The organism is Parabacteroides sp. 20_3, from assembly GCF_964238835.1.
GTDB lineage: Bacteria > Bacteroidota > Bacteroidia > Bacteroidales > Tannerellaceae > Parabacteroides > Parabacteroides distasonis.
On the sequence record NZ_CAXSNO010000001.1, the window covers coordinates 24,013 to 47,611 of the forward strand.

The 23,599-nt window shown below is 47.6% G+C and carries 17 protein-coding genes and 1 riboswitch; of the genes, 6 read left to right on the forward strand and 11 right to left on the reverse strand.

The annotated features are described in order from the left end of the window. The first annotated feature begins 15 nt into the window (after positions 1-15). The 4 genes from ACESPU_RS00110 (at position 16) to ACESPU_RS00125 (ending at position 6,316) form a co-directional block, all read left to right on the forward strand. Positions 16-1,101, forward strand: coding sequence for an efflux RND transporter periplasmic adaptor subunit (locus ACESPU_RS00110; protein ID WP_057326235.1), 1,086 nt, complete (start codon positions 16-18; stop codon positions 1,099-1,101). A 9-nt stretch (positions 1,102-1,110) separates the two neighbouring features. After that, complete coding sequence (locus ACESPU_RS00115) at positions 1,111-4,236, forward strand: efflux RND transporter permease subunit (RefSeq protein WP_373133059.1); 3,126 nt, start codon at positions 1,111-1,113, stop codon at positions 4,234-4,236. A gap of 230 nt (positions 4,237-4,466) precedes the next feature. Beyond that, positions 4,467-5,144, forward strand: coding sequence for a response regulator transcription factor (locus ACESPU_RS00120; RefSeq protein ID WP_121961926.1), 678 nt, complete (start codon positions 4,467-4,469; stop codon positions 5,142-5,144). Next, positions 5,141-6,316, forward strand: a complete 1,176-nt coding sequence (locus ACESPU_RS00125) for a sensor histidine kinase (RefSeq protein ID WP_373133060.1) — start codon at positions 5,141-5,143, stop codon at positions 6,314-6,316. Before ACESPU_RS00120 ends, ACESPU_RS00125 begins: the two co-directional genes overlap by 4 nt. Here ACESPU_RS00125 and ACESPU_RS00130 read toward each other — a convergent pair. Beyond that, entirely contained in the window at positions 6,267-8,225 is a 1,959-nt protein-coding gene (locus ACESPU_RS00130) for a transglycosylase domain-containing protein (RefSeq protein WP_373133061.1), read from the reverse strand. The two genes, ACESPU_RS00125 and ACESPU_RS00130, sit on opposite strands and share 50 nt — an antisense overlap. A 112-nt stretch (positions 8,226-8,337) precedes the next feature. On the opposite strand from ACESPU_RS00130, the gene ACESPU_RS00135 reads away from it, so the two are divergent. Next, positions 8,338-9,336, forward strand: a complete 999-nt coding sequence (locus ACESPU_RS00135) for a 2-hydroxyacid dehydrogenase (protein ID WP_057317046.1) — start codon at positions 8,338-8,340, stop codon at positions 9,334-9,336. Between the two features lie 101 nt (positions 9,337-9,437). After that, the gene (locus tag ACESPU_RS00140) at positions 9,438-10,274 is read left to right on the forward strand and encodes a patatin family protein (protein WP_224202369.1); all 837 of its coding nucleotides are present in this window, start codon (positions 9,438-9,440) and stop codon (positions 10,272-10,274) included. Positions 10,275-10,314: 40 nt separating this feature from the next. Here ACESPU_RS00140 and thiC read toward each other — a convergent pair whose 3' ends face one another. From thiC to ACESPU_RS00190, 10 genes are all read right to left on the reverse strand, one after another. Continuing rightward, positions 10,315-12,012: a phosphomethylpyrimidine synthase ThiC gene (gene thiC, locus ACESPU_RS00145; protein WP_288655592.1), complete on the reverse strand. Its 1,698-nt coding sequence runs from the start codon at positions 12,010-12,012 to the stop codon at positions 10,315-10,317. Positions 12,013-12,023: 11 nt separating this feature from the next. After that, complete coding sequence (locus ACESPU_RS00150) at positions 12,024-12,752, reverse strand: thiamine phosphate synthase (protein WP_048927289.1); 729 nt, start codon at positions 12,750-12,752, stop codon at positions 12,024-12,026. Then, the gene (locus tag ACESPU_RS00155) at positions 12,743-13,339 is read right to left on the reverse strand and encodes a thiamine phosphate synthase (protein ID WP_121961924.1); all 597 of its coding nucleotides are present in this window, start codon (positions 13,337-13,339) and stop codon (positions 12,743-12,745) included. Before ACESPU_RS00155 ends, ACESPU_RS00150 begins: the two co-directional genes overlap by 10 nt. Further along, positions 13,332-14,180 carry a bifunctional hydroxymethylpyrimidine kinase/phosphomethylpyrimidine kinase gene (gene thiD / locus ACESPU_RS00160; protein ID WP_121961923.1) on the reverse strand — a complete coding sequence of 283 codons (849 nt, stop codon included), beginning with the start codon at positions 14,178-14,180 and terminating at the stop codon, positions 13,332-13,334. Before thiD ends, ACESPU_RS00155 begins: the two co-directional genes overlap by 8 nt. Beyond that, positions 14,175-14,272: riboswitch (TPP riboswitch) on the reverse strand. (Overlaps the previous gene by 6 nt.) Positions 14,273-14,375: 103 nt before the next feature. Continuing rightward, positions 14,376-15,605, reverse strand: coding sequence for a BamA/TamA family outer membrane protein (locus ACESPU_RS00165; RefSeq protein WP_005862328.1), 1,230 nt, complete (start codon positions 15,603-15,605; stop codon positions 14,376-14,378). 152 nt (positions 15,606-15,757) lie between these two features. Beyond that, a complete protein-coding gene (gene cbiD / locus ACESPU_RS00170) occupies positions 15,758-17,692 on the reverse strand; it encodes a cobalt-precorrin-5B (C(1))-methyltransferase CbiD (protein WP_158532606.1) in 1,935 nt (644 codons plus the stop codon). Then, entirely contained in the window at positions 17,692-19,473 is a 1,782-nt protein-coding gene (cobM, locus tag ACESPU_RS00175) for a precorrin-4 C(11)-methyltransferase (protein WP_008772174.1), read from the reverse strand. The genes cbiD and cobM overlap by 1 nt, the downstream gene beginning before the upstream one ends. Continuing rightward, the gene (gene cbiE, locus ACESPU_RS00180) at positions 19,470-20,669 is read right to left on the reverse strand and encodes a precorrin-6y C5,15-methyltransferase (decarboxylating) subunit CbiE (RefSeq protein WP_158532607.1); all 1,200 of its coding nucleotides are present in this window, start codon (positions 20,667-20,669) and stop codon (positions 19,470-19,472) included. The genes cobM and cbiE overlap by 4 nt, the downstream gene beginning before the upstream one ends. Next, positions 20,666-22,078: a precorrin-3B C(17)-methyltransferase gene (gene cobJ, locus ACESPU_RS00185; protein WP_373133062.1), complete on the reverse strand. Its 1,413-nt coding sequence runs from the start codon at positions 22,076-22,078 to the stop codon at positions 20,666-20,668. Before cobJ ends, cbiE begins: the two co-directional genes overlap by 4 nt. Before the next feature lie 56 nt (positions 22,079-22,134). Next, on the reverse strand, positions 22,135-23,598 hold the full coding sequence (locus ACESPU_RS00190) for a PepSY domain-containing protein (RefSeq protein ID WP_005856997.1): 1,464 nt from the start codon (positions 23,596-23,598) through the stop codon (positions 22,135-22,137). Between the last annotated feature and the right edge of the window lies 1 nt (position 23,599).

Below are 23,599 nucleotides of genomic sequence, written 5' to 3' on the forward strand. Positions count from 1 at the left end.
AGCAAATCAAACGATATGAATAAGCATCTAATCACATGCATCCTTTTAGTACCCTTGGTATGTTCCTGCGGGAAACAGGCGACCACCTCGGTCGATATCCGGGAACCTTTACTATTAAATGACAGTTTACAGGAGATTATAACACTGGATACGGTTCGTGACACACCATTAACCAACGAGTTATTGCTCAATGGCCGTGTCAGTTTCAATCCGGAGCGAGTGGCTCATGTGTATCCGATATTTGGTGGAAATGTCACCTCCATTCATGCGGAAGTTGGCGATTACGTGGGGAAAGGAGATGTCCTAGCGGTGATCCGGAGCGGCGAGATCGCTGATATCGACAAGCAGCGAAAGGAGGCCGAGCATCAACTGGCTATCGCTAACCGTAACTTGGAGGCTACCCAAGATATGGCGCGGAGCGGTATGGCTTCCGACCGGGACTTCCTGCAAGCCCAGCAAGAGCAAGCCAATGCCGAGGCCGAGACCAAACGTATCCAAGAAATGTATTCCATTTATAACATAACAGACCCATCTACCTATGTGGTGAAAGCGCCGGTCTCCGGCTTTATCATCGATAAGAATATAAACCGGGATATGCAGATCCGTTCCGATCAAGGGGAGGAGATGTTTACCATTTCCGGTCTCGACGATGTCTGGGTGATGGCCGATGTCTATGAGGGAGATATCAGCAAGGTAAAAGAGGGGGCTACCGTTCGTATCACTACTTTGGCCTATAAGGATATGGAGTTTACGGGAACGATCGATAAGGTTTATCATATGCTAGACCGAGAAAGTAAGACCATGAGCGTAAGAGTCAAATTAAGGAACGAGAAGTATATGCTTAAACCCGGAATGTTTACGAACGTATATGTACAGAGCGCGGTAAAAGGAGAAAGTATGCCTTGCGTAAACGCCCATGCCGTGATTTTCGAGGATGGTAAAGAATACGTTGTCTATGTCTCGAAGGAGGGATATTTGCAAATGCGTGAGATCTCGGTGTATAAGCAAACCGAGAAGTTCTGTTACCTGCGATCCGGCTTGAAGGATGGGGATCGGATCGTAGATCGGAACGCTCTTTTGGTGTATAACGAATTAAAGTAACCAGACGATATGCACACATTCATAGATAATATCATAACGTTCTCCCTCCGGAACAAATTCTTTATCTTCTTCTGTACCACGATCGCCGTAATCGCCGGTATCACCAGCTTTATCCATACGCCGATCGACGCATTTCCGGATGTGACGAATACGAAAGTGACGATTATCACCCAATGGCCGGGCAGGAGCGCCGAGGAGATCGAGAAGTTTATCACGATCCCGATCGAGATCGCCATGAACCCGGTACAGAAAAAGACGGATATCCGGAGCACGACCCTTTTCGGGCTTTCCGTCATCAACGTGATGTTCGAAGATAAGGTGGATGATTTCTTCGCCCGCCAGCAAGTTTATAATCTCTTGAACGACGCCGACCTGCCGGAAGGGGTCACGCCGGAAGTGCAGCCCTTATATGGTCCGACCGGCGAGATCTTCCGCTATACATTATGTAGCGATAAGCGTTCCGTCCGGGAATTGAAGACTTTGCAGGATTGGGTGATCGAGCGGAAGTTGCGGGCCGTACCCGGTGTAGCGGATATCGTCAGCTTCGGAGGAGAAGTAAAGACTTTCGAGGTTAGCGTCAACCCGAATCAACTGATCAGTTACGGGGTAACGACCTTGGAACTTTATGACGCTATCGCGAAAAGTAATATCAACGTAGGCGGCGACGTGATCACGAAAAGCTCGCAAGCCTATGTCGTGCGGGGTATCGGCTTGATTAACGATGTAAAAGAGATCGAGAATATCGTCGTAAAGAATATCAATGGCACGCCAATCCTTGTCAAGCACTTGGCTACCGTGCACGAATCCAGTCTTCCCCGCCTAGGGCAAGTCGGCCGCATGGAGGAAGATGATGTCGTACAAGGCATCGTTGTCATGCGAAAAGGGGAGAACCCCGGCGAGGTAATCGCCGCCTTGAAGGATAAGATCAAGGATATCCAACAAAACGCCTTGCCGGAAGACGTGCGAATCGTATCGTTCTACGATCGTGAGAATCTGGTAGATCTGGCGGTCAAGACCGTAACACATAATCTGGCGGAAGGTATTCTGCTGGTAACTTTCATCGTATTAATCTTCATGGCGGATTGGCGTACGACGGTGATCGTGTCGATCATTATCCCGTTGGCACTCCTCTTCGCCTTTATTTGTCTCCGGGCGATGGGGATGAGCGCCAACCTCTTATCTATGGGAGCGATCGACTTCGGTATTATTATCGATGGCGCCGTCGTGATGGTGGAGGGGCTTTTCGTGGCATTGGACCGGAAAGCCCGTGAAGTAGGCATGCCCGCTTTCAATTTGATGAGTAAGATGGGTATTATCCGTCATACGGCGAAGGACCGTGCGAAAGCGGTTTTCTTCTCTAAGCTGATTATCATCACCGCCTTGGTCCCGATCTTCTCTTTCCAGAAGGTGGAAGGAAAGATGTTCAGCCCGCTCGCTTATACCTTGGGGTTCGCCTTGTTGGGAGCGTTGATCTTTACGTTGACATTGGTACCCGTCCTCTCTTCCATGCTATTAAAGAAAGAGGTGCGTGAGAAACATAATCCGTTCCTTGCGTGGATCAATCAGAAGTCGATCGGTATTTTCGACTGGTGCCACGCCCGTAAGAAGCGGACAATCACGTTCGCCACGCTGGTAGCCGCCGTAGGTATCTGGTGCTTCACATTGTTGGGCAGCGAGTTTCTCCCGCAACTGAACGAGGGCTCTATTTATATCCGTGCGACCTTACCGCAAAGTATATCTTTGGATGAATCCGTTACGTTGGCCAACCAGATGCGCCGGAAGCTGGCGGCTTATCCGGAGGTTCGTCAGGTCTTATCGCAAACCGGCCGGCCGAACGATGGCACGGACGCGACAGGTTTCTACAACATCGAGTTTCATGTGGATATATATCCCGAGAAAGAGTGGGAAAGCGAACGCTCGAAAGCGGGTCTGATCGAGAAGATGCAAGAGGATCTGGCGATCTATCCGGGCGTGGATTTTAACTTTTCGCAGCCTATCTCGGACAATGTAGAGGAAGCGGCCAGCGGCGTGAAGGGTTCCATCGCCGTGAAAGTCTTCGGTAAGGATCTATACGAGTCGGAGAAAAAGGCGGTAGAAGTTTTCAAGGTCTTGGAGACCGTAGACGGTATCGAAGATCTGGGCGTTATCCGGAATATCGGCCAGCCGGAGCTACGGATCGAGTTGAACGAGTCTCGTTTAGCCCGCTACGGCGTGGCCAAGGAGGACGTGCAATCCATTATCGAGATGGCGATAGGAGGTAAGAGTGCCTCTCTGCTTTATGAGGACGAGCGTAAGTTCAATATCATGGTCCGCTACGAATCCGCTTTCCGCCGTAGCGAGAATGAGATAGGCAAGATACTGGTTCCGGCGAAGGATGGTTCCATGATTCCTATCCGCGAGCTGGCGGATATCCATACGATTACCGGCCCGTTGATTATCTACCGGGATAACCACGCTCGTTTCTGCGCCGTGAAATTCTCGGTCCGGGGCCGCGACATGGGTAGCGCCGTGGCTGAAGCCCAGCGGAAAGTGGAGAGGCAGGTAAAGCTCCCCGAAGGCTATACCTTGAAATGGACCGGAGATTTCGAGAACCAACAACGGGCTACCAAACGCTTGGCCCAAGTCGTCCCCGTAAGTATAGCGATCATCTTCGTGATCCTATTCGTCCTTTTCGGCAACGCCCGGGATGCCGGACTGGTCTTATTGAACGTGCCTTACGCCGCCGTCGGAGGTATCTTGGCCCTATTAATCACGAGTTTCAACTTCTCGATCTCCGCCGGTATCGGCTTTATCGCCCTCTTCGGTATCTGTATACAGAATGGCGTGATCATGATATCGGACATCAAGAATAACCTGCGGGAGAGGCATCCTCTGGAAGATTCGATCAAGATGAGCGTGAAATCAAGGGTACGTTCCGTATTAATGACCGCCTCCATGGCCGCTATCGGCCTGCTTCCGGCCGCCTTGAGCCACGGTATCGGATCGGAAAGCCAGCGTCCTTTGGCGATCGTGATCATTGGCGGATTAATAGGGGCCACGTTCTTCACCCTCTTTGTCTTCCCGCTGATGGTGGAGGCTTTTTATCGACGAATGCTTTATGATAAGAACGGTAAATTAGTGCAACGTAGGTTGTAATTGCTATATTTGTAGCAAGAAAGTCCGGAACTATTAGGGAGGGCGACTGGAGTTATTATGCGAAAGGATTATACTTACTGATCTTTTCACGGCTGTGAAAAGATCATATCACAGAGGTGAAACGATCGTATCACAACCGTGAAAAGAACGTTTCACCTCTGTGATACGATTAGCATCACCCTAAGTACGCATTACTAATGATGGACATTCTTATTAATACATACGATACAATGGCGAAGATATTATTAGTAGAAGACGAGATAAACATCGCCTCTTTTATAGAAAGAGGCTTGCGGGAGTTCGGGCATGAGGTATATGTCGCTTATGACGGTGCCGCTGGTTGGGAACTGACACAGAAGAACGATTTCCAATTGCTGATTCTGGATATTATAATGCCGAAGATGAATGGCCTGCAACTTTGCAAACAGTACCGGCAACGGTTCGGTTACCATGCCCCCGTGATCATGCTGACCGCCTTGGGAACCACCGAGGATATCGTTAGCGGGCTGGATGCCGGGGCGGATGATTATCTGGTAAAACCTTTCAGCTTCCAAGAACTCGAGGCCCGCATAAAGGCGTTATTACGCCGATCGGGAAACGAATCCGTCCATACGGCTCTCCGGTGCGGGGATCTGGTCTTAGATCCTCCAAGCCATCGGGCTATACGGAATGGGCAGGTCATCGATTTGACGGTAAAGGAATATAGGCTCTTGGAATATTTCATACAGAACCAAGGAACGGCCTTGAGCCGGATGAACTTGCTAAAGAATGTCTGGGACAAGGATTTCGATACCAATACGAACGTGGTCGATGTTTACGTGAATTATTTGCGCACGAAGATAGACAAGGACTTCGAACCTAAGCTAATCCATACCGTGGTGGGCGTGGGCTATATGATGGAAGCATGAAGACAGGAAACAAGATCGCTCTCTTTTACTCGGCCATTACCATAGGCGTGATAGCCGTCGTGACGCTTGTCTTCTATTTGGTTTCCACGAGCTATATCTCTCGCCTGTACTATTCTTACCTGACGGAAAAAGCCTATGCCACGGCACAGAAGCATTGGGAGAAGGACGAGACCGACGACGAGAGCTATGCCCGTATCCAACAGCGTTACGAGGAAACCCTTCCCGTCGCTACCGAGATATTGCTGAACGCCGATAGCTTGGAGACCCGGCAAGTACTGTCCCGTTATCTGGACGCCACGCAGGTGAGATCTCTATACCAAGAGGATATCGTTCACTTCAAGCACGATACGCAAATGGGAGCGGCTTTGTATTATCCCGACAACGAGGGGAATTTCATCGTGATTGTCCTTTCCGGGAATCAGTATGGGATGGATATCCAGCATCGGATCGGCTGGCTGTTGCTGGGATTGATATTGGTTAGCTCGGTATTGATCTATTTTGTCGGCAGACTATACGCGACCCGGATGGTAGACCGGATCGACGCTGCTTACCAAAGTGAGAAAGCGTTTATCAGCAACGCCTCGCATGAGTTGAACAATCCACTGACAGCCATTCAAGGCGAATGCGAGATCAGCCTGCTGAAAGAGCGCTCCCCGGAGGAATACCAAGCGGCATTAAGACGTATCGCCACGGAGACGAGCCGTATCATACAATTGATCAAACACCTGCTGTTCCTGTCGCACGGGGATAAGGAGATCCAGAAAAGTGCGATGGAGACGATCTTCCTAGCGGACTTCTTGATGCAGTTCTCCTCGGCCCGGATCTCGTTCTCCCCGGATAATTTCTCTTATATGATCAGTGCCAATCCCTATTTATTGAAGATAGCGATCAAGAATATCTTGAGCAACGCCTGTAAGTATTCGAACGATAAACCGGTAGAGATGCGGCTTCGAGGCAGTATCTTGACCATATCCGACCGAGGTATCGGCATTCCTCCCGAGGAATTGAAACGAATCTTCCAACCCTTTTACAGGGCGAGCAATACCCGGGAATACGCCGGGCATGGTGTCGGGCTAAGCCTCTCGCTACGCATATTGAGCACCTATGGAGCGAAGGTGAATATTATTTCTGATCTAGGGGTTGGGACGAGCGTGGAGATCGACTTTGGGTAGCCGTCAGATATTCTTTAGCCGGACCTGTTATTTCGACAGACTCCGGCGTTACCCCTACCGCCTCTTCCGAAGATATAAGTCCGCGATCTACCAAGCGATCCAGTATTACCCTGTAAAAATCCTCATAATACGGCTTCAACCGCAACCCGTCGAAGCAATAGCGGACCTGTTTGGGTTTGGGGATAATACTGGCCATAAAAATGCACTCGGCAAGGTTTAATTGGGAAGGTTCCTTCGCGAAATAATAACGTGAGGCCTCGGCGGCTCCATAAATCATGGGACCCCATTCGGCGATGTTCAGATAAACCTCAAACATCCGCTCTTTAGAGGTCAGATGATTGCTCTCGATCAGCCATACGATTAACATTTCCTCCAGTTTGCGGGCGATCGTCTTATTACGGCTCAAGAATACATTCTTCACCAATTGCATGCTGAGCGTACTGCCGCCACGGGCGAAACGTCGTTCCTTGATATCCTGTATCAACGATTCCCGGATAGCGCTTGGAATAAAACCGTTGTGATAAAAGAAGCCGGCATCCTCACTCTGCATGATCGCTAAAGGAAGATAACGGGATACGGCGTTGAACGGGCGGAAAGAGGGATTCGCCGGACCGATCTCGAAAGAGCGTACCGGCTCGCCTTGCTCATAGACAGTATATTCAAATGGCTCATTCATCTTCCGCAAATCTGTATTCCCATAGGCAAGGATCTGGAAGCCCTTCGCTTTCAAAGTAGATTCCAAGATCAAGCTGTCTACCTGTCCGAAATCCAGATCCAATCGAAAATGATAGGAGAGGGTACCTTCTGTTCTCAGGCCTTCCAGATTGTAGAATAAGCCTTTAGGCAGGGAGGAGAACAGTTGATCCGCAGGGAAATCCCTTTTATTCACAGAGGCCGTGATTTGCCAACTGGTATCTTTAACGATCTTCAGATAAGGATGGAAATCCAGATGATTAAACCGGATATCACTGACGCTATCTAATTCGATATAGTTCTTACCGATGTTTGTCCGGAAGTGTATAGAGCCTTTATCCAGTAAGACCGTGTCCGGAGATATACGCTCTTGGTGGATGGTAAGCCCGCTCACATAGGCGCTTCCGAGTAAGGATTGTATGTCTTCTTCTATTTTAGGTCCCTTAAGCTCGAAGGCCAAGGTGTCGAAACGTACCGATGCCCCCCAACGATATTCCAGAAAAGGAAGAGGAATCTTCGTATGCTCGTCGGCGTAGAGATGGGCTTTCACGAGTCGCTCCTTATCAGAGAGAGAGCCTTCGCAAATCCATTCGCTACGAACTCCGTTCTCCGTGCTGTTTATATGCGTAGAGAATTGATTGTTAGTAAGATTGAGTTCGGGTATCTCTAGTATTAGTTCATCTCCTTTATTACTATAAGAAACACATAAATCATGTACCAAGGCATTTCCGGGCAATAAATTGAAAAGGAGACTAAGGGAGCGTTCAGCCTTGCGCGCGTAATCCCGTTCCTTATCATCTACAGCTGTTTCCTCTGGCTCACCTGGGTGATTCGATGGTTTATAAAGGAAATCAAAATTAGCTCTCTCTCCCTTCTTAATAAAATGAATATGCAAATTATCCGCTTGTACACTCTCTATGGAAGGGGTAAGTAGCAATAATCTGCCAAGCTCCAGTTTCGCTTGAAGCCTGTCCGCATGTATCAACGTATCAGCATCAATCGGGATAACGGTCAATCCCTCCATACGTACGGTACTCAGCCCCATCAACCGGATCTTATCATAGCGTATGTCAAGATGATGCCTTTCGGCAAGTTTACTCAATTTATGTCCCGCATACGCCCCTAAGATCAGGTCGATGCCCCAAAATGCCATAAACAAGAGAAAGCCAATAAAAATAAGAACTGCTATAAAAGATCTTTTATGGGATTGATTCATGCTCATCTATATTGTTACCCAGCGGACAAAAGTACTATAATTAAACGAATGGATTTCTTTTTCGATAAACAATCAAGGGCTTAATTTAGTTATATTAAAAAATTAAAGTTATATGGCGTATAAGATTGCGTTTTTTGGTGCTAAACCCTACGACATCGCTTCTTTCGATAAGATCAATGAGCGGTATGAGTTCGATATTCGTTACTATAAAGGACATTTGAATATCAATAATGTCGTCTTAACCCAAGGGGTAGACGCTGTATGTATTTTCGTGAACGACACGGCCGATGCCGATGTAATAAACGCTTTGGTTGCCAATGGTGTGAAACTGTTGGCGCTTCGTTGCGCCGGTTTTAATAATGTGGATTTGAATGCCGCCAGGGGGAAATTACCGGTCGTACGCGTACCGGCCTACTCACCCTATGCGGTCGCTGAATATACGTTGGCCTTGATGTTATCGTTAAACCGTAAGATACACCGGGCATACTGGCGTACGAGAGATGGCAACTTCTCCTTGAATGGCTTGATGGGATTTGATATGCATGGCAAGACCGCCGGTATTATCGGTACCGGAAAGATCGCCAAGATATTGATTCATATCTTAAAAGGATTGGGGATGCGTGTATTGGCAAACGACCTGTATCCGGATGAGAAATTCGCCAAGGAGGAAGGGATCACCTATGTCTCTTTAGACGAGTTATACAAAGAGTCCGATATCATTTCCTTGCATTGCCCGTTGACCGACCAGACCCGTTATCTGATCAACGACGATTCGATCGCCAAGATGAAAGACGGCGTAATGATTATCAATACGGGACGCGGGTTACTGATTCATACCAACGCCTTGATCGAGGGATTGAAGACCAAGAAAGTATCTGCCGCTGGATTGGATGTCTACGAGGAGGAGGGAGACTATTTCTACGAGGATAAATCGGATAAGATTATCGATGATGATGTCTTGGCCCGTCTGCTCTCGTTCAACAATGTGATCGTTACTTCCCATCAGGCGTTTTTCACGAAAGAGGCTCTGCATAATATCGCCGAGACTACCTTGCGGAACATCAAGGATTTCGAGGAAGGCCGTCCCTTAGTGAACGAAGTGACCAAGTAAATTCTAAAAAGGAACTATTATTTATCGCTGATTTATTATATTTTTGTGGCCATTGCTTGGTGGGAACCCAGCAATGGCTTTTTTAATTCAGAGGTATATATATGGAAATAGATAGTCAGACAGGTTTGGTGTTGGAAGGTGGCGGAATGCGTGCCATATTTACGGTGGGAGTATTGGATTATTTTATGGATCATGATATTTGGTTTCCTTATACGATCGGAGTATCGGCGGGCGCGAGTAACGGAATCTCGTATGCTTCCCGCCAGCGGGGACGCTCTCGTTTTAGCAATATCGACCTATTGAAGAAATATAATTACATAGGTCTTCGTCATTTCTTACGGGGAAGGGGATATATCGATCTGAATTTCTTGTTTTATGTCTATCCGGATTTGTATTATCCGTTGGATTACGATACCTATTTCAAGTCCAAGGATCGGTTCGTTATGGTCACGAGCAATTGCTTGACGGGTAAAGCGGAATATTTCGAGGAAAAGAAAGATAAGAAACGTTTGGTGGATATCTGTAAAGCATCTTGCACATTACCGATCCTCTGTCCAATTACGTATGTAGACGGGATACCGATGGTCGACGGAGGCGTATGCGACGCTATCCCTATCCGACGGGCTATCGCCGACGGCTTCTCCAAGAACGTCATCATCCTTACCCGTAACAAAGGCTATCGGAAAGAAGAGAAAGATTTTTACCTTCCCGGCTTTATTTATAACAAATACCCAGCGATCCGGGAACAGTTGCGACTACGATACCGGCGGTACAACGAGGTCTTGGATTACATAGACCAACTGGAGGCCGAAGGAAAAGCCTTCATCATCCGTCCGCAAAACCCAATTAAAGTCGGCCGTACCGGAAGCGACACAAAGAAACTGGAAGAACTATATGAGGAAGGCTACGAATGCGGAAAACAAATCACTCAATTGTAGAGACGGGGCATGCCCCGTCTCATCCCCTCAAAACAGTATTTTATTTACAACCTTGCAAATCCTTACTTAACCGCATAGCGCAGAAATTAGGACCGCACATCGTACAGTACTCTCCATCCGTAACAGCACTCTCCTTATAATACTGTAAAGCCCTTTCCGGGTCCAAGGACAAATTGAACTGGTCTTTCCAGCGGAAATCAAAACGGGCCTTGCTCAACGCATTATCACGTACTTGAGCGCCGGGATGCCCTTTCGCCAAGTCAGCGGCATGCGCCGCTATCTTATAAGCGACCACCCCATTACGCACGTCTTCCTTATTCGGCAATCCCAAATGTTCCTTCGGCGTAACATAGCAGATCATAGCCGTCCCATGCCAAGCGATTTGCGCGCCACCAATAGCCGACGTGATATGATCGTATCCAGGAGCGATATCGGTCGTCAACGGGCCCAACGTATAGAACGGCGCTCCATGGCAGGCATACTGTTGTTCCTTCATATTCTCATGAATCTTATTCATGGGAACATGGCCCGGGCCTTCGATAATCACTTGTACGAACTGCTCCCAAGCTATTTTCGTCAGTTCTCCCATCGTGTGAAGCTCGGCGAATTGTGCCGCATCGTTCGCGTCATAGATAGAACCCGGACGAAGCCCGTCTCCGATAGAGACCGCCACGTCATATGCCTTTAGTATCTCGCAGATTTCGGCGAAATGTGTGTACAGGAAGTTTTCCTCGTCATGAAGCTGCATCCATTTAGCCATGATAGATCCGCCTCTGGAGACAATCCCCGTCAGGCGAGTCGCCGTCAGCTCCACATGTTTACGCAACAAACCCGCGTGGATCGTGAAATAATCCACGCCCTGTTCCGCCTGCTCGATCAACGTATCCCGATAGATCTCCCAAGAAAGGTCCTCTACCTTACCATTCACCTTCTCCAAGGCTTGATAAATAGGAACCGTACCCATCGGAACCGGGCAGTTACGAATAATCCACTCGCGCGTCTCATGGATATTATCGCCGGTAGAGAGATCCATCAACGTGTCTCCGCCCCATTTACAACTCCATATCGCCTTCTCGATCTCCTCGTCGATACCGGAGGAAAGAGCGGAGTTACCGATATTGGTATTGATCTTTACCAAGAACTTCTTACCGATAATCATCGGCTCGGCTTCCGGGTGATTGATATTCGCCGGGATGATCGCGCGACCGGCGGCGATTTCCTTGCGGACGAACTCCGGCGTGATATACGACTTCAGTCCCAAAGCCTCGATTTGCTGGTTCTCACGAATCGCCACGTACTCCATTTCCGGAGTGATAATGCGCTTCTTCGCATAATACATCTGGGTGATATTCTTACCCTCTTTAGCCCGGAAAGGCAAGTATCGCTTGGGGAAACGCAGGGAATTCAGACTCGCGTCCGCCAATCGCTCACGGCCATAAGCGGAAGTCAATTCCGGCAATTGAACCACATCTTTACGCTTACCGTACCACTCCTCACGTATACGAGGAAGTCCTTTAACGATATCAATCGATATCTTGGGGTCGGAATACGGGCCGCTCGTATCGTAAACGATTACCGGATTGTTCTTCTTGAAGATTCGTTCTCCATGCTCATCCAAGGTTACCGTGTCCAACAATTTAATCTTACGCATACCAACCTTGATCTTATTGATCTCGCCCGGGACATAAATCTTTTCCGAGGACGGATAGGAAATACGCATATTCTTTTTAGTAGCCATATGTATTTAGTTTAGTACTTATTGATTTCCTCTATAAACCGGCGGGTTTCCTCCACGGGATCGGGGGCATTGATAATCGCGCCCGAAACAGCGATTCCGGTTATACCCGTCTCCATCAAAGGGCCTACGTCTTCCAACGTAATACCACCTATCGCGAAGATAGGAATATCAATGCCAGCCTCCTTACATTGAACGATAATTTTACGATAACCTTCCAAACCTAAGATGGGACTCAAATTCTTCTTGGTACCTGTAAAGCGATACGGCCCTAGTCCGATATACGAGGCGCCTCGTTCTACGGCCAGCCGGATATCCTCGAACGTGTTAGCCGTAGCCCCGATATAGAAGATGGCATTGGAGTCCAACTTGTCTTTCAGTACTTCCCAAGCGATATCCAAGGGAATGTCATTCTTACCTAGATGACAAGCCGTAGCGCCACATGTCACGGCGGCTTCCAGATCATCGTTTACGCAGAAATCCACGATTCGCTCACATTCGTCCGCGCAGATAGTGGCACATTTACGTACGGTATCCTCATAGATCCCGTCTTTCATACGCAATTGTATCCACGAACATCCTCCTTGGATTGCCATGCGTACCTCGTCGCATTCCGTATATTTAGGTGTACGATGCGTTATAAACATCAAGCGGTTACTCCCACCAAAAGGAGGGCGTAATCCGGTTGTTCTCCGACCGACTCTTCCATTCTCATCATATCCGAAATAATAATTTAAGGCCATACTTGTAATCGTTTGAATTGTTTTATGAGTTGATCCGCAACAAGAAGGGAGGGATCGTTTCCCCAAAGGGCCCCGAGAACGGCGACACCGCCGAAGGGGATATCTCTTAATTTCGTTATTGTTTGTGAGCAGATTCCTCCCAAGGCGATCACCTTATCATCGATGATGCCCTTTGCGTTTCGCAATCCATCTAAGGGGAATCCGCTACCATATCCTTCTTTGGATATACTCTGAAAGATCGGGCTAAGGAATACATAGTCGCATACCGGTTTATACTTGATAATCTCTTCCAGACTATGGCAAGAACGACTTATACTGCCTTTATATAAAGGTGGAGCTTCCGGGTTCCTCTTGTTCAAATGGACTCCTCCTAAAGCCCTTTCTTCTGCCAAGGTAAACCAATCATGAAGAACGATCCTGTCGTAATAAGCCGGAGAGATGTTATCCAATAAGCCCTCCAATTCATCACGTTTACAATCCGGTTTACGTAGATGTAAACGAGACATTCCTTCCGCGAATAGAAGTTCGATCAAAGAAGCTTCATCCGCGAAAAAATAAGGTGTAGTAATTACGACCAGCTTATTCATGATTCCATCGGATTTTATGAAGGGCAGAGGGTGAGAAGAAGTGGTTTACAGGTCCGTGCCCTTTTCCCATGCATACATTTGCCCCGTGAACGAGCGCGTTATTCATATATTCCTTGGCTAATCGTACGGCTTCCACCAATGAATGGCCGAGTGCCATATAAGCGGCGATGGCGGACGATAGCGTACAGCCCGTTCCATGGGTATTGAAAGTCTCCACTGTTGGCGAGGCCAGACAAATCGGATTATTCTCATTGATAAATAACCGATCCACCGTTTCTACTCCGGGAATATGCCCCCCTTTGATCAATATAGCCTTACATCCTTTTTCCTGCAATTTCCGGGCGGCAAGTAAGATATCCGCCTCGTTATTGATTTTTATACCGGAAAGATATTCCGTCTCGGGAATATTCGGAGTAAGCAGTGTCGCTTTAGGGAACAACTCATCAATGATGGTTCGGATGGCGTCATCCTCCAATAATTTACTTCCGCTCGTGGATATCATCACTGGATCTAAAATGATAGAAGTCTGTTGGAAGGAAGATAAAGTTTCAGATACGACCTTTACGGCATCCTTGTTATGTAGCATCCCTATTTTTACGGCATCTACGATGAAGTCCTCAAGAATAGCTTCGATTTGTCCTCTCAAAATCTCGGGAGAGATCGCTTGGATCCCTCGCACTCCCTGTGTGTTTTGAGCGGTTATAGCCGTTATCGCCGAGGCTCCAAAAACACCCAGCGAGGAAAAAGTCTTAATATCCGCTTGTATTCCGGCACCACCGCCACTATCAGAGCCCGCGATCGTTAAAGCTACCGGATAACGGTACGTTTCATTTTTATCCATCTAACATTCGTTTTTCTTACGGCGGCATTACCCGCATCAAGTAGTAAGGGTATGATCTCAGCCCATATAGTATGGCACCCCTTCGACGACGCAAACTTAGTGAAAAAAATCGATATTAAGATATTTCCGGCTTTTAAACGATAATTTTAACGCAAGGTTATACTTCCATAAATCGTAGACGGGAGCCTTCTGGTTTTAGAAGGCTTCCGTCATATTCATATAAACCGCCATCCCTTTTTGGTTCGGGTCTTTGCCTACGTCTAGGCGGAAGTTCTTGCCGGGTTGCATTTGGATACGTAAGCCTACGCCGTAGTTGAACTTCCATTTATTCCAGTCTACGATAGGAGCGTTTCCGATCGTACCCGTGCCGACCCAGCCAACAAAACCACACTTCGCCCAGAAATTACCGCTCTTATATTTCTCCACGCTGCCGAACATATGACGATACTCCAGAATCCCATACGCCATGGTCTTGTCACGGTACTTGCCCCAATAGTATCCGCGAAGATCGAAAGGAGAGCCAAACGAAGGAAGCTCCGTAAAAGGAACGTTTCCCACACCGATTTGTGTCTTGGCGATCCATGCCAAGGTGCTACGAGGACGAAATACTTGCTGGAACTGGCGGTATTCTAACTCGAACATCTCATAATTATATGCACCGCCTAAATACTTTCCATACACTTTAGCGATCGCGCTTAGTAACATACCGGAACTTGGGGTCGCCACGTCATTTCGTGTATCGTATTGAATCAAGCCGCCGACACCGATATTGACATAATCTCGTTTGAACTTATTGAAATAAGGATCTTCGGCCATCACCGGGTTGATATCATCTGATTTGCTGAAATTAATATCAAAAAGAGGACCCGTATATAAATGAGGCCTAACTTCCCATACGAAACGGGGATATAGTTGGAAAGAACTCTTATGGAATTTCGTTGTCGAATCGCTTTTCTCGATTTGCTCGATCGTCTCATAGCCTTTCCCGAAATAATGCGAAGGTTCGTTCCGATAACCGTAACTGATATAAATACGGAAGCGATTCTCGTTGAAGAATAAGGTACCGGCACCGGCAAAAACGAACGTCCCGTTTAAGGTGATGTTAAATCCCGCAGGGATAAACGATCGTTGGGATATCGTATCATTCTTGTTTAAGCGAAAGCTAGCCAAAACCGCGCCACCTACGCCAAAGGAGGCTTCCGGCGTGTAAGACGGTCCGCCAAGGATAGACCACCAGATCCTTTTGTTGGCCCGTATGGAGTCTTTATGTAATTGTTTATGATAACGTTGTATTTGCTTTTCGGTCATAGGCTTACCATCCAGCATCAGCACTTCTTTCGGAATCGTGTCATTGGAAATGCCTTGCGCCTTTACGGAAAAGGCGAATAGAAGGCAGGCCATATAAATTAAAAGATATCTAAACATTATTTTAATCAATATTTAGAGGGCAAAAGTACGAAATCCTCCTAATATGTATTCTTAAAGAATCCCTAATAAAAAAGAATAAACAGCTAAAAAGAAATGCTATTACAGTCTGGGGGTTGTAGATACGTAGCGTGCGTGCTGCGTCTCTACAGCTAAGATTGGTACAAGACCTTGCCCTCTTCGGATATTAACAGCAAGGTTAGTTCGCCGTCGGGAAGGATAGGAGCGCAATACGATTTACATTTTTGTAAAAGTAATGGGAAAAAACGATTTTGATCTTTTTCCGTAAGAAGCTCCCATAATTCACGGGCCAACGTAATCCGATTGATTGCATCTACGGTCGCCTCCTCGCATTTCGCTTCTTTCGCTACATCTTGAAGGAAGCCTTTGTTCATGACGACTTTTTTGCTGTGTGTATCCAGGAAACCTTCCGCAAGTTTCACCGCCTTGCCGATCATGATACCTAAGATAACCTGCTTGAAACCTAAATCGGCAGCGATCTTTAGCGTCTCTCCGATAAAGTTCCCGTAATGGACGAATGATTGTGGAGGCAAAGAAGCGTATAAGCTCCGAAGGTAGCGTTCACTCTTCGCCCCGGAATTAATAACCAACGTCTCGCAACCTATCGCTTTGGCGACACTGGCTTCTTTCCGTATCGAGGCGATAAAAGCGTCCGATGAGAAAGGACGCACGATTCCGGATGTCCCGATAATGGAGATTCCCCCGATAATTCCAAGTTTCGGATTGAAGGTACGTTTCGCCAACTCCTCGCCACCGGGAACCGAGACCGTGACAATAGCGACGGAATCGGGTGAGGGCAGGAGTGGAATCAGCTCTTGCCGGATCATCTTACGGGGCGTGGCGTTTATAGCCGGGCCGCCGACTTTCAAGCCGAGTCCCGGAAGGGTCACGGTTCCGACTCCTTCACCTGCTTGGAAGATGACTCTTCCCGTATCGTCGCTTTCTGTTTCTTGACAATATTCTTCTTGTGCCATTACCGTGGCACGCTTGTGCCATCGGCTTGGCACAGCTGTGCCATCACCGTGGCACGACTCTGCCACGGCGATGGCACAACCGGATGCATCGAGAGATAATTGAACAGTAACCCGGATCCGGCTATGATTCGTCACGTCCGGATCATCCCCAGACTCCTTGATCACGGTACAGGTGGCGGAACACCCGGCCCATTCGGTATAGGCTACCGGCAACGTTATCTGTTCTCCCGAGGGTAATGTTATCTGGCTTTCTGTTTGTTCCTCCCTTGTTAATAAGGCTAATAAAGCAGCTTTTGCGGCGGCGGTAGCACAAGCTCCGGTCGTATATCCGCTTTTCAAGGGAAAGAATTCGGGTAATAGGCGTTCGATTTGTTTGCGCAATCCGTCTTCACCATACACTCGGTAGAAAGTTTCCGGTAATGCGGGACGCTTCACGACAAATACTGGTATTCCGAATTGGCGGGCAGCGTTCACTTTATCCGTAAAATAGCCGGAGAAACCACTTTCCTTTGTCAAGATCGCATCCGGATGGAGTTGCTCCAACAACTTTAACTCATCCTCACCTTCTCGATAGAAAACCAGACGTTCTTGGGGGAAGCCCTGCTTCTCGGCCAACGACAAAGATTCCTCCCGCTCCAATATACGGAACCAAGTGGTATGCGATCGCCAATAAGGGCGGAGCGGGGCAAGGGTGTTCACGCCACTGAGGGCAAGTAGCCGTTGGATACCTTTGTTTTCCATTTGGTGAATTGCGTCTGCATAACTATCGCACCAAGTCAAGTCCTCATCACGAGGTGGATACCGACGTTCGTAACGGATCACCGGAATCTGTAAACATTTCGATACTTTTTCGATCGTTTGGTGTAACACTTGAGCGAAAGGGTGTGCCGCATCAATCAATAGCTTAATCGCGTGGTCACGACAAAAACACTCCATTTCCTCCGCATTCATGGCTCCGGTCAAACGGATTCCATGCGCGCATTCAATGGATTGCAAAGTTCCTTTCGTAGAATAGTAATAGGTAGCGGCTGCCTCGTCCGCTACCCGCACAGCCACACGACCTTCTGTCGTTCCTCCAAGGATCAGTATCATTACTTACGGAAAAGATGTTTGAATTCATCCGCATATAAGCGGGATAGACCCTTGCGATTATCGATGGCATCCCCGACGACAAGTAATGTTGTCAGTGTAAGATGATTCTCTTTTACGATTTTCGCGAGATCTTTCAGTTGCCCACGGTAGATCCGCTCGTCTTTCCATGTCAATTTATAGCAAGCGGCTACCGGAGTGGTTGGAGCGTAATGTCGCGATAATTCCTCTTGGACCTTCTCTACGACACCGGCGCTTAAGAAGATACACATCGTACTTTGGCTTTGAGCCAGTTTGTGCAGTTGCTCTTTCTCAGGCATGGGCGTACGTCCTTCGCCACGAGTGAGGATGATCGTTTGTACTTTCTCCGGAATCGTGAACTGGGAATAAAGAGCGGCGGCGGCGGCTTGGAAAGAGGAAATACCCGGAGTGATATGATAATCCATCCCGTATTGATCAAAGTAATTCATTTGCTCTTGAATAGCTCCATAGATGCAAGGATCGCCCGTGTGCAAACGAACGACAAACAATCCTTTATCATAAAACTCTTTCATCAACGCGAACTGTTCTTCCAGATTCATATCCGCCGAGCTTCGCACTGTAGCGCCTGCCTTCGCGCATAAGGTAAGTTCTTTCGGGACGAGGCTTCCTGCATACAGGATCAAATCCGCTTTCTCCAACATTTGCCGTCCGCGGATAGAGATTAAGTCCGGATCGCCGGGACCGGCTCCTACGATCTCGATATGTCCCTTGCGGCAGGCCGTCCGATCTAACGCTACGGCAAAGGTATATTCATTTCCTTTCCCTAAATCCGCTTTTTGCTTCTCGACCAAAAGCGGACCGCCATGAGCCGCATAAATGGCGGAAGCTTCCGATACACTTGGGGATTCGGTTACCTCCAGTACCTTCTCCGAGGGATTGGGTACCGGGATATCTTTCAGCTCCTCCGATGTATAGGTGTGGAAAGGGCATTCCATAACTCCATAAGCCAGTAATGTCAGCACCGGTTCGCATTTCTTCAAATCGATTGTATTTACATCCGCCAAGGCCTCCGGATACAGGCGTTTATCACGCAATACATCTTTAATATGTTCGTAAACGACCGTAGGATCGCCTTGCATATCCTTGCGGCAACCCATTCCTAGGTGGAGGACTTTCGGTATATAGGTGATCGTAGGGATGGATGTATCGTATTGTTGGGGACTGACGATCATCAATAACTCATAGTCTTGCTGCGGTATCGCCTCGAAGGAATAAAAGATAGAGACATGAGACGGGACCGTACGCTCCAAATAATCCGTTCCTTTATCTCGTATATCAAGGAGTAGCGCTGTCGGTTTTCCATTGACAAAAGTGGAGATGGCGGCATTGCTATCTTTGGCGATCAAGGTCCAATCGTATTTCTTCCCTAATGTATCGAGCGCCCATAGGTTTGCGTTGTCGCTTTGTGTCGTAATAATCGCTTCGGCTCCTAATAGGTTCGCTAACTCTTTGGAAAGATCGTTCGCTCCACCGATATGTCCGGATAAGACAGGAATCACGTATTTGCCGGTACTATCTATACAAACCACGGCCGGATCGGTATGTTTATCTTCCGCGAAGGGAGCGATACTGCGTACGCAAATTCCCATCGCTCCAATAAATACCAAACTACTGGATTCGTGAAAAACCTCTTTTGAGAAAGAGCCGAATGGTAAGATCTTCGCCTCGGGATAAGAAGCAAGAATTCGCTCAGCAAGCACCCGGCTGCTATCGGATATTGGAATAATTGATATTGTACTCATAATTTATAAATAACATTCACGGTAATCGTATTAAAATCATCAATCGTGATACGGGTTTGGGCGGATATCCGAAGACCGGTTTGGCGGACCGCTTCCTCTAAAAGCGCTTTGCTTTCGTCGGATACGGAGTTGAAGACGATGACACCGTTCTCTTTCATCTTTTTGGAAACTACCATAAGGATCTCCACTAATTTCCCGCCATGTCCGCCGATAAAGATTGCATCCGGAGCCTCCAACGCTGATAAATCCACCGATAAGAAATCTCCGATTATAGCCTCGATACCCGGAGTCCCAAAACGATGACAATTCTCAGTCATTAACTTTCGTCCCTCTTCCCGGATCTCAAAACTCGTGATATGCAAATGCGGGAACAGCAATTTAGCCTCTATCGAGACAGAACCCGTGCAAAAGCCGATATCCCAAAAACGTTCCCGGTTTCTCAGATCCAGCATGCTTAAAGATAACAAACGGATCGGCATTTTGGTTATCATCTTCTCCCGTCCGTTCAAATGCTCGAACGCGGAATCCGGCAGGCCGAATTTACGGGAATGCCCGTCACGCTCTTTCTTTAGGATCAAGCAATTCGGATGAACGAAATTATTCATTGCCGCGGCTTGTATACTGAATTGGCGGATGCTCTGCCGTTCGGTATTTCCTAACCGTTCTCCCACGAACATGGTATAATTATCATAGCCGTATTCCAGCATCCGGCGAGCGATAGTCGTAGGCGTATGTTCCCGATCCGTGAGCACGCCTATCTTAGACGCACTTTCGATCAAGGCACGATCGAACTCGTGCCAAGGCCGTCCGGTAAGGGAGACGATCCGCATATCGTGGTAAGGCATCAATAGATTTTGTGCCAAGAGTTGCAAGGAATTAAATGACGGGTACAGGCGGATTTGCGCATCCGGCAATCGGTTTTGAATCGTAACGGCGAATCCGAAAAACAAAGGATCTCCGGAAGCGAATACAACGATGCTTTCCCGACCGTCGTACGAACGATAGCGATCGAAGACCTCGTCCAACGGGACTTTTATATCGATCCAGTCCGCTTTCTCGGGCAAGAGCGAACGTACGATCTCATGATGCCGCACGCCTCCGGAGAACACCCGGTGGGACGAGATTATCTCCAATATCTCCGGCGGAAAGTATTGCCGCATATTATCATCCAGCCCTATGACATAAAATCGGTTCATACGTCTCTTCCCGGCTTTAGTTGTTCTGCGTCATTAAAACAAAGGATGGCATTCACTAGCGTAGCCGCTAAATTACTACCTCCTTTACGACCTTCCACGATTAGTTTCGGTATACCGATAAAAGGTTTCACCATATGTTTGGATTCCTGCACATGTACAAAACCTACCGGAGCCGCGATAATACCTACCGGAGTCGCTTTACCTTTACGTATTAAATCGCATAATTCCATAAGGGCGGTCGGAGCGTTCCCGAAGACAAACAGAGCGGTCGGATGCTCTTCCACGGCCCGACGAATACCGGCTTGGGTACGGGTAATTCCTTTGCTCGAAGCCATCTCAGCGACCCGCTCGTCTTGAAGGTAGCATTTCACCTCGACACCCAGACGTTGCAGAGCTCCCTTACGAATGCCGGAAGCAGCCATCGTGACATCGGTGATGATCGTAGGAACTTCCCCGCCGCTGATCTTATTATATAATGTAGAGACAGCATCCGGGTCGGCATAAAGGATATTTTCCATATCGAAATCGGCCGTCGTATGAATGGCATGGAGTAACGCCCATTTCTTATCCAACGGGATCTCTTGGTTTTTCAGTTCCTTCTCGATCGTACGGAAACTACGGATCATGATGTCCTGTCCGATACCCGTATCCATTTTCTTTTGTTTGATCTCGCCATAATATCCCCGGGGAGTGATCATATGATTCCCGGAAAGATATGTTTGTGAGTTTCCGATCAAGACTACCGTAAACATATCGATCTGCTCGGGGTCCAGATCTGCGAGCGTAGTGACGAATACTTCTTGCTCCTCCCGTCCGGCCTGACGTACATAACCGACCGGAGTCTCCGGCTTGCGTTCTTGCAGGAACAATTCTTTTAAGCGATAGAGTTGCCAATAACGTCCCTCGCTTTTTGGATTATAGATCGCCGTAACAAAATCGGCCATGGCCGCCGCGTGAATCCGTTTCTCGATCAGTTCCCAAGGAGTCATCAAGTCTGAGAGGGAAATCACACAGAAATCATGTCCGATAGGAGCGCCAAGCAAGGACGCAGCTTTCTGGAAAGCGCTGATGCCCGGATACGACTCGATCTCGATCTCGCTTCCGGATTCTTTCTTCATCTCATAAATCAGAGGAGTCATGCCATAAATACCGGCGTCACCGGAACTGATCACGCAAACCGTCTTTCCCTCGTTGGCATAAGCGAAAGCTTGCTCGGCACGAGCTTGCTCACGTTTCATACCTGTATCTATACATTCCGTTCCCTCACGAAGCAAGTGGGTGATAAAACGGAAATAATATTTATATCCTATGATGACATCCGAGCTTTGGATAGCGGCCAAAACCGCAGGCGTTATATCGGCCTCGCTACCGGGGCCGATTCCGGCGACTATAATCTTGCCTTTATTCATTCAAATCTATTTTATAATACAATGTTCTCAATAAATATAATACAAATATACAGGCTTTACTTCTTTCTTCTCGCTTTTCGCCTGATATATTTTATCGCAAGCCATACACCGGATAAGGAAACGAACGTGCCTCCCAACATGGTTCCCCACATCACGATATTCCATAAGACCGGATGATCTACCAAGAATTTCAGATTCAAGCTATGCAATGCCGGATACATCCAATGGTTCCAACGAGACGGCGTATTTACATAACGGTATTGTCCATTACGGGGATTAATGTAATAACAACTATTATCCACGTCTTGAATAGATACTTTCCAGACCGGGAGTTCTAAATTCCTTTTTCGTGAGATATAATACGTATCATAAGCATCCAACAGTTTGATATCAGCCGTGGTCCCGATACCATGTATCTGAGACAATACGGAACGGATTTCTTCCGGTCGCAGGTTCAATAAAGATATCCCGTCACTCTTATTTGCGTTCACGACAATATCCTTCGTGTCTGTTTGTACGATGTAAAAGGGTATATCACCAAAACTACTCCATTCCAATTGACGGATCTGGCCGGGATAGGCTTGTACGACCGCCCTGTAATCCAACGGATAATCGAGTGGGGAAGGAGCCATCTTCCGCAGTTCTTGAACCGGGTTTATATCGAGCTTGGCTTTCAACCCCCAATCCTGTACACGAGCCAAAGACATCATACCACTAAAGCAGAAGGTGAGGACAAATAAACCGAATAACACCCCAAGAATATGATGCCATTTATACCAGAACTTCTTATAAGGGGAAATCAAATGACGTCTCCTCGCTAACCGGAAATCCCGTATTCCTAAATAGATCCCGGCGATACACATAACGCACCCGATTCCGGATAACCAGACAACTACCTTTATCCATAATTCAGCGTCTTGCCGCAAGGAAGTGAAATAGACCCAATGAGGGATCGCCCCGAGCCAAGCCCAGAAACGACTGTTTTTATCCGTATATTGCAAAACCTCCCCGGATTTAGAGGATATGTATAATTCATGTCGTTCCGGATCGGCGAAATGGAATTTATAGATCGGAAATTCCTCTTTTAAACGACCGAATGGAATCCATTGGTCCAAGGTGTACAAGGAATCTACCTTCGCTATGGAAGAGGTATTCCATAGTGATGCCACACGTTGGATATGATTCCAGTCGATTACGGGTAATCTTTCCGTCGAGTCGGCAGGAATATCATAGCTCCCTTTCTCCGTCCGGAGATGAAAAACAGTTTGTCCCAAATAGCTGTTTAAGGTAACATGGTTTATCCGCTCGTTCTGCGGTAAACGTTTCTCTATCTGGTCTAACGAAGGAAGATTCTCCGGAGAGAGAATATCCATCTTCGCCCGTTTATCGGCCCGGTCCGCTCGCGGGAACGTATGGTAGATCATTACCAATCCCGATAGGAACCAAACGAGGAACAGGATACTGAGTGCCGTGCCCAGTATCCTGTGTATAAATTGCATGATCTTTGTCAATAGATTCATG

What these genes read in the sequence shown, in the direction of transcription:
- ACESPU_RS00110 (WP_057326235.1), top strand. Translation starts at nt 16, where the DNA reads ATGAATAAGCATCTAATCACATGCATCCTTTTAGTACCCTTGGTATGT.
- ACESPU_RS00115 (WP_373133059.1), top strand. Translation starts at nt 1,111, where the DNA reads ATGCACACATTCATAGATAATATCATAACGTTCTCCCTCCGGAACAAA.
- ACESPU_RS00120 (WP_121961926.1), top strand. Translation starts at nt 4,467, where the DNA reads ATGGCGAAGATATTATTAGTAGAAGACGAGATAAACATCGCCTCTTTT.
- ACESPU_RS00125 (WP_373133060.1), top strand. Translation starts at nt 5,141, where the DNA reads ATGAAGACAGGAAACAAGATCGCTCTCTTTTACTCGGCCATTACCATA.
- ACESPU_RS00130 (WP_373133061.1), bottom strand. Translation starts at nt 8,225, where the DNA reads ATGAATCAATCCCATAAAAGATCTTTTATAGCAGTTCTTATTTTTATT.
- ACESPU_RS00135 (WP_057317046.1), top strand. Translation starts at nt 8,338, where the DNA reads ATGGCGTATAAGATTGCGTTTTTTGGTGCTAAACCCTACGACATCGCT.
- ACESPU_RS00140 (WP_224202369.1), top strand. Translation starts at nt 9,438, where the DNA reads ATGGAAATAGATAGTCAGACAGGTTTGGTGTTGGAAGGTGGCGGAATG.
- thiC (WP_288655592.1), bottom strand. Translation starts at nt 12,012, where the DNA reads ATGGCTACTAAAAAGAATATGCGTATTTCCTATCCGTCCTCGGAAAAG.
- ACESPU_RS00150 (WP_048927289.1), bottom strand. Translation starts at nt 12,752, where the DNA reads ATGGCCTTAAATTATTATTTCGGATATGATGAGAATGGAAGAGTCGGT.
- ACESPU_RS00155 (WP_121961924.1), bottom strand. Translation starts at nt 13,339, where the DNA reads ATGAATAAGCTGGTCGTAATTACTACACCTTATTTTTTCGCGGATGAA.
- thiD (WP_121961923.1), bottom strand. Translation starts at nt 14,180, where the DNA reads ATGGATAAAAATGAAACGTACCGTTATCCGGTAGCTTTAACGATCGCG.
- ACESPU_RS00165 (WP_005862328.1), bottom strand. Translation starts at nt 15,605, where the DNA reads ATGTTTAGATATCTTTTAATTTATATGGCCTGCCTTCTATTCGCCTTT.
- cbiD (WP_158532606.1), bottom strand. Translation starts at nt 17,692, where the DNA reads ATGATACTGATCCTTGGAGGAACGACAGAAGGTCGTGTGGCTGTGCGG.
- cobM (WP_008772174.1), bottom strand. Translation starts at nt 19,473, where the DNA reads ATGAGTACAATATCAATTATTCCAATATCCGATAGCAGCCGGGTGCTT.
- cbiE (WP_158532607.1), bottom strand. Translation starts at nt 20,669, where the DNA reads ATGAACCGATTTTATGTCATAGGGCTGGATGATAATATGCGGCAATAC.
- cobJ (WP_373133062.1), bottom strand. Translation starts at nt 22,078, where the DNA reads ATGAATAAAGGCAAGATTATAGTCGCCGGAATCGGCCCCGGTAGCGAG.
- ACESPU_RS00190 (WP_005856997.1), bottom strand. Translation starts at nt 23,598, where the DNA reads ATGAATCTATTGACAAAGATCATGCAATTTATACACAGGATACTGGGC.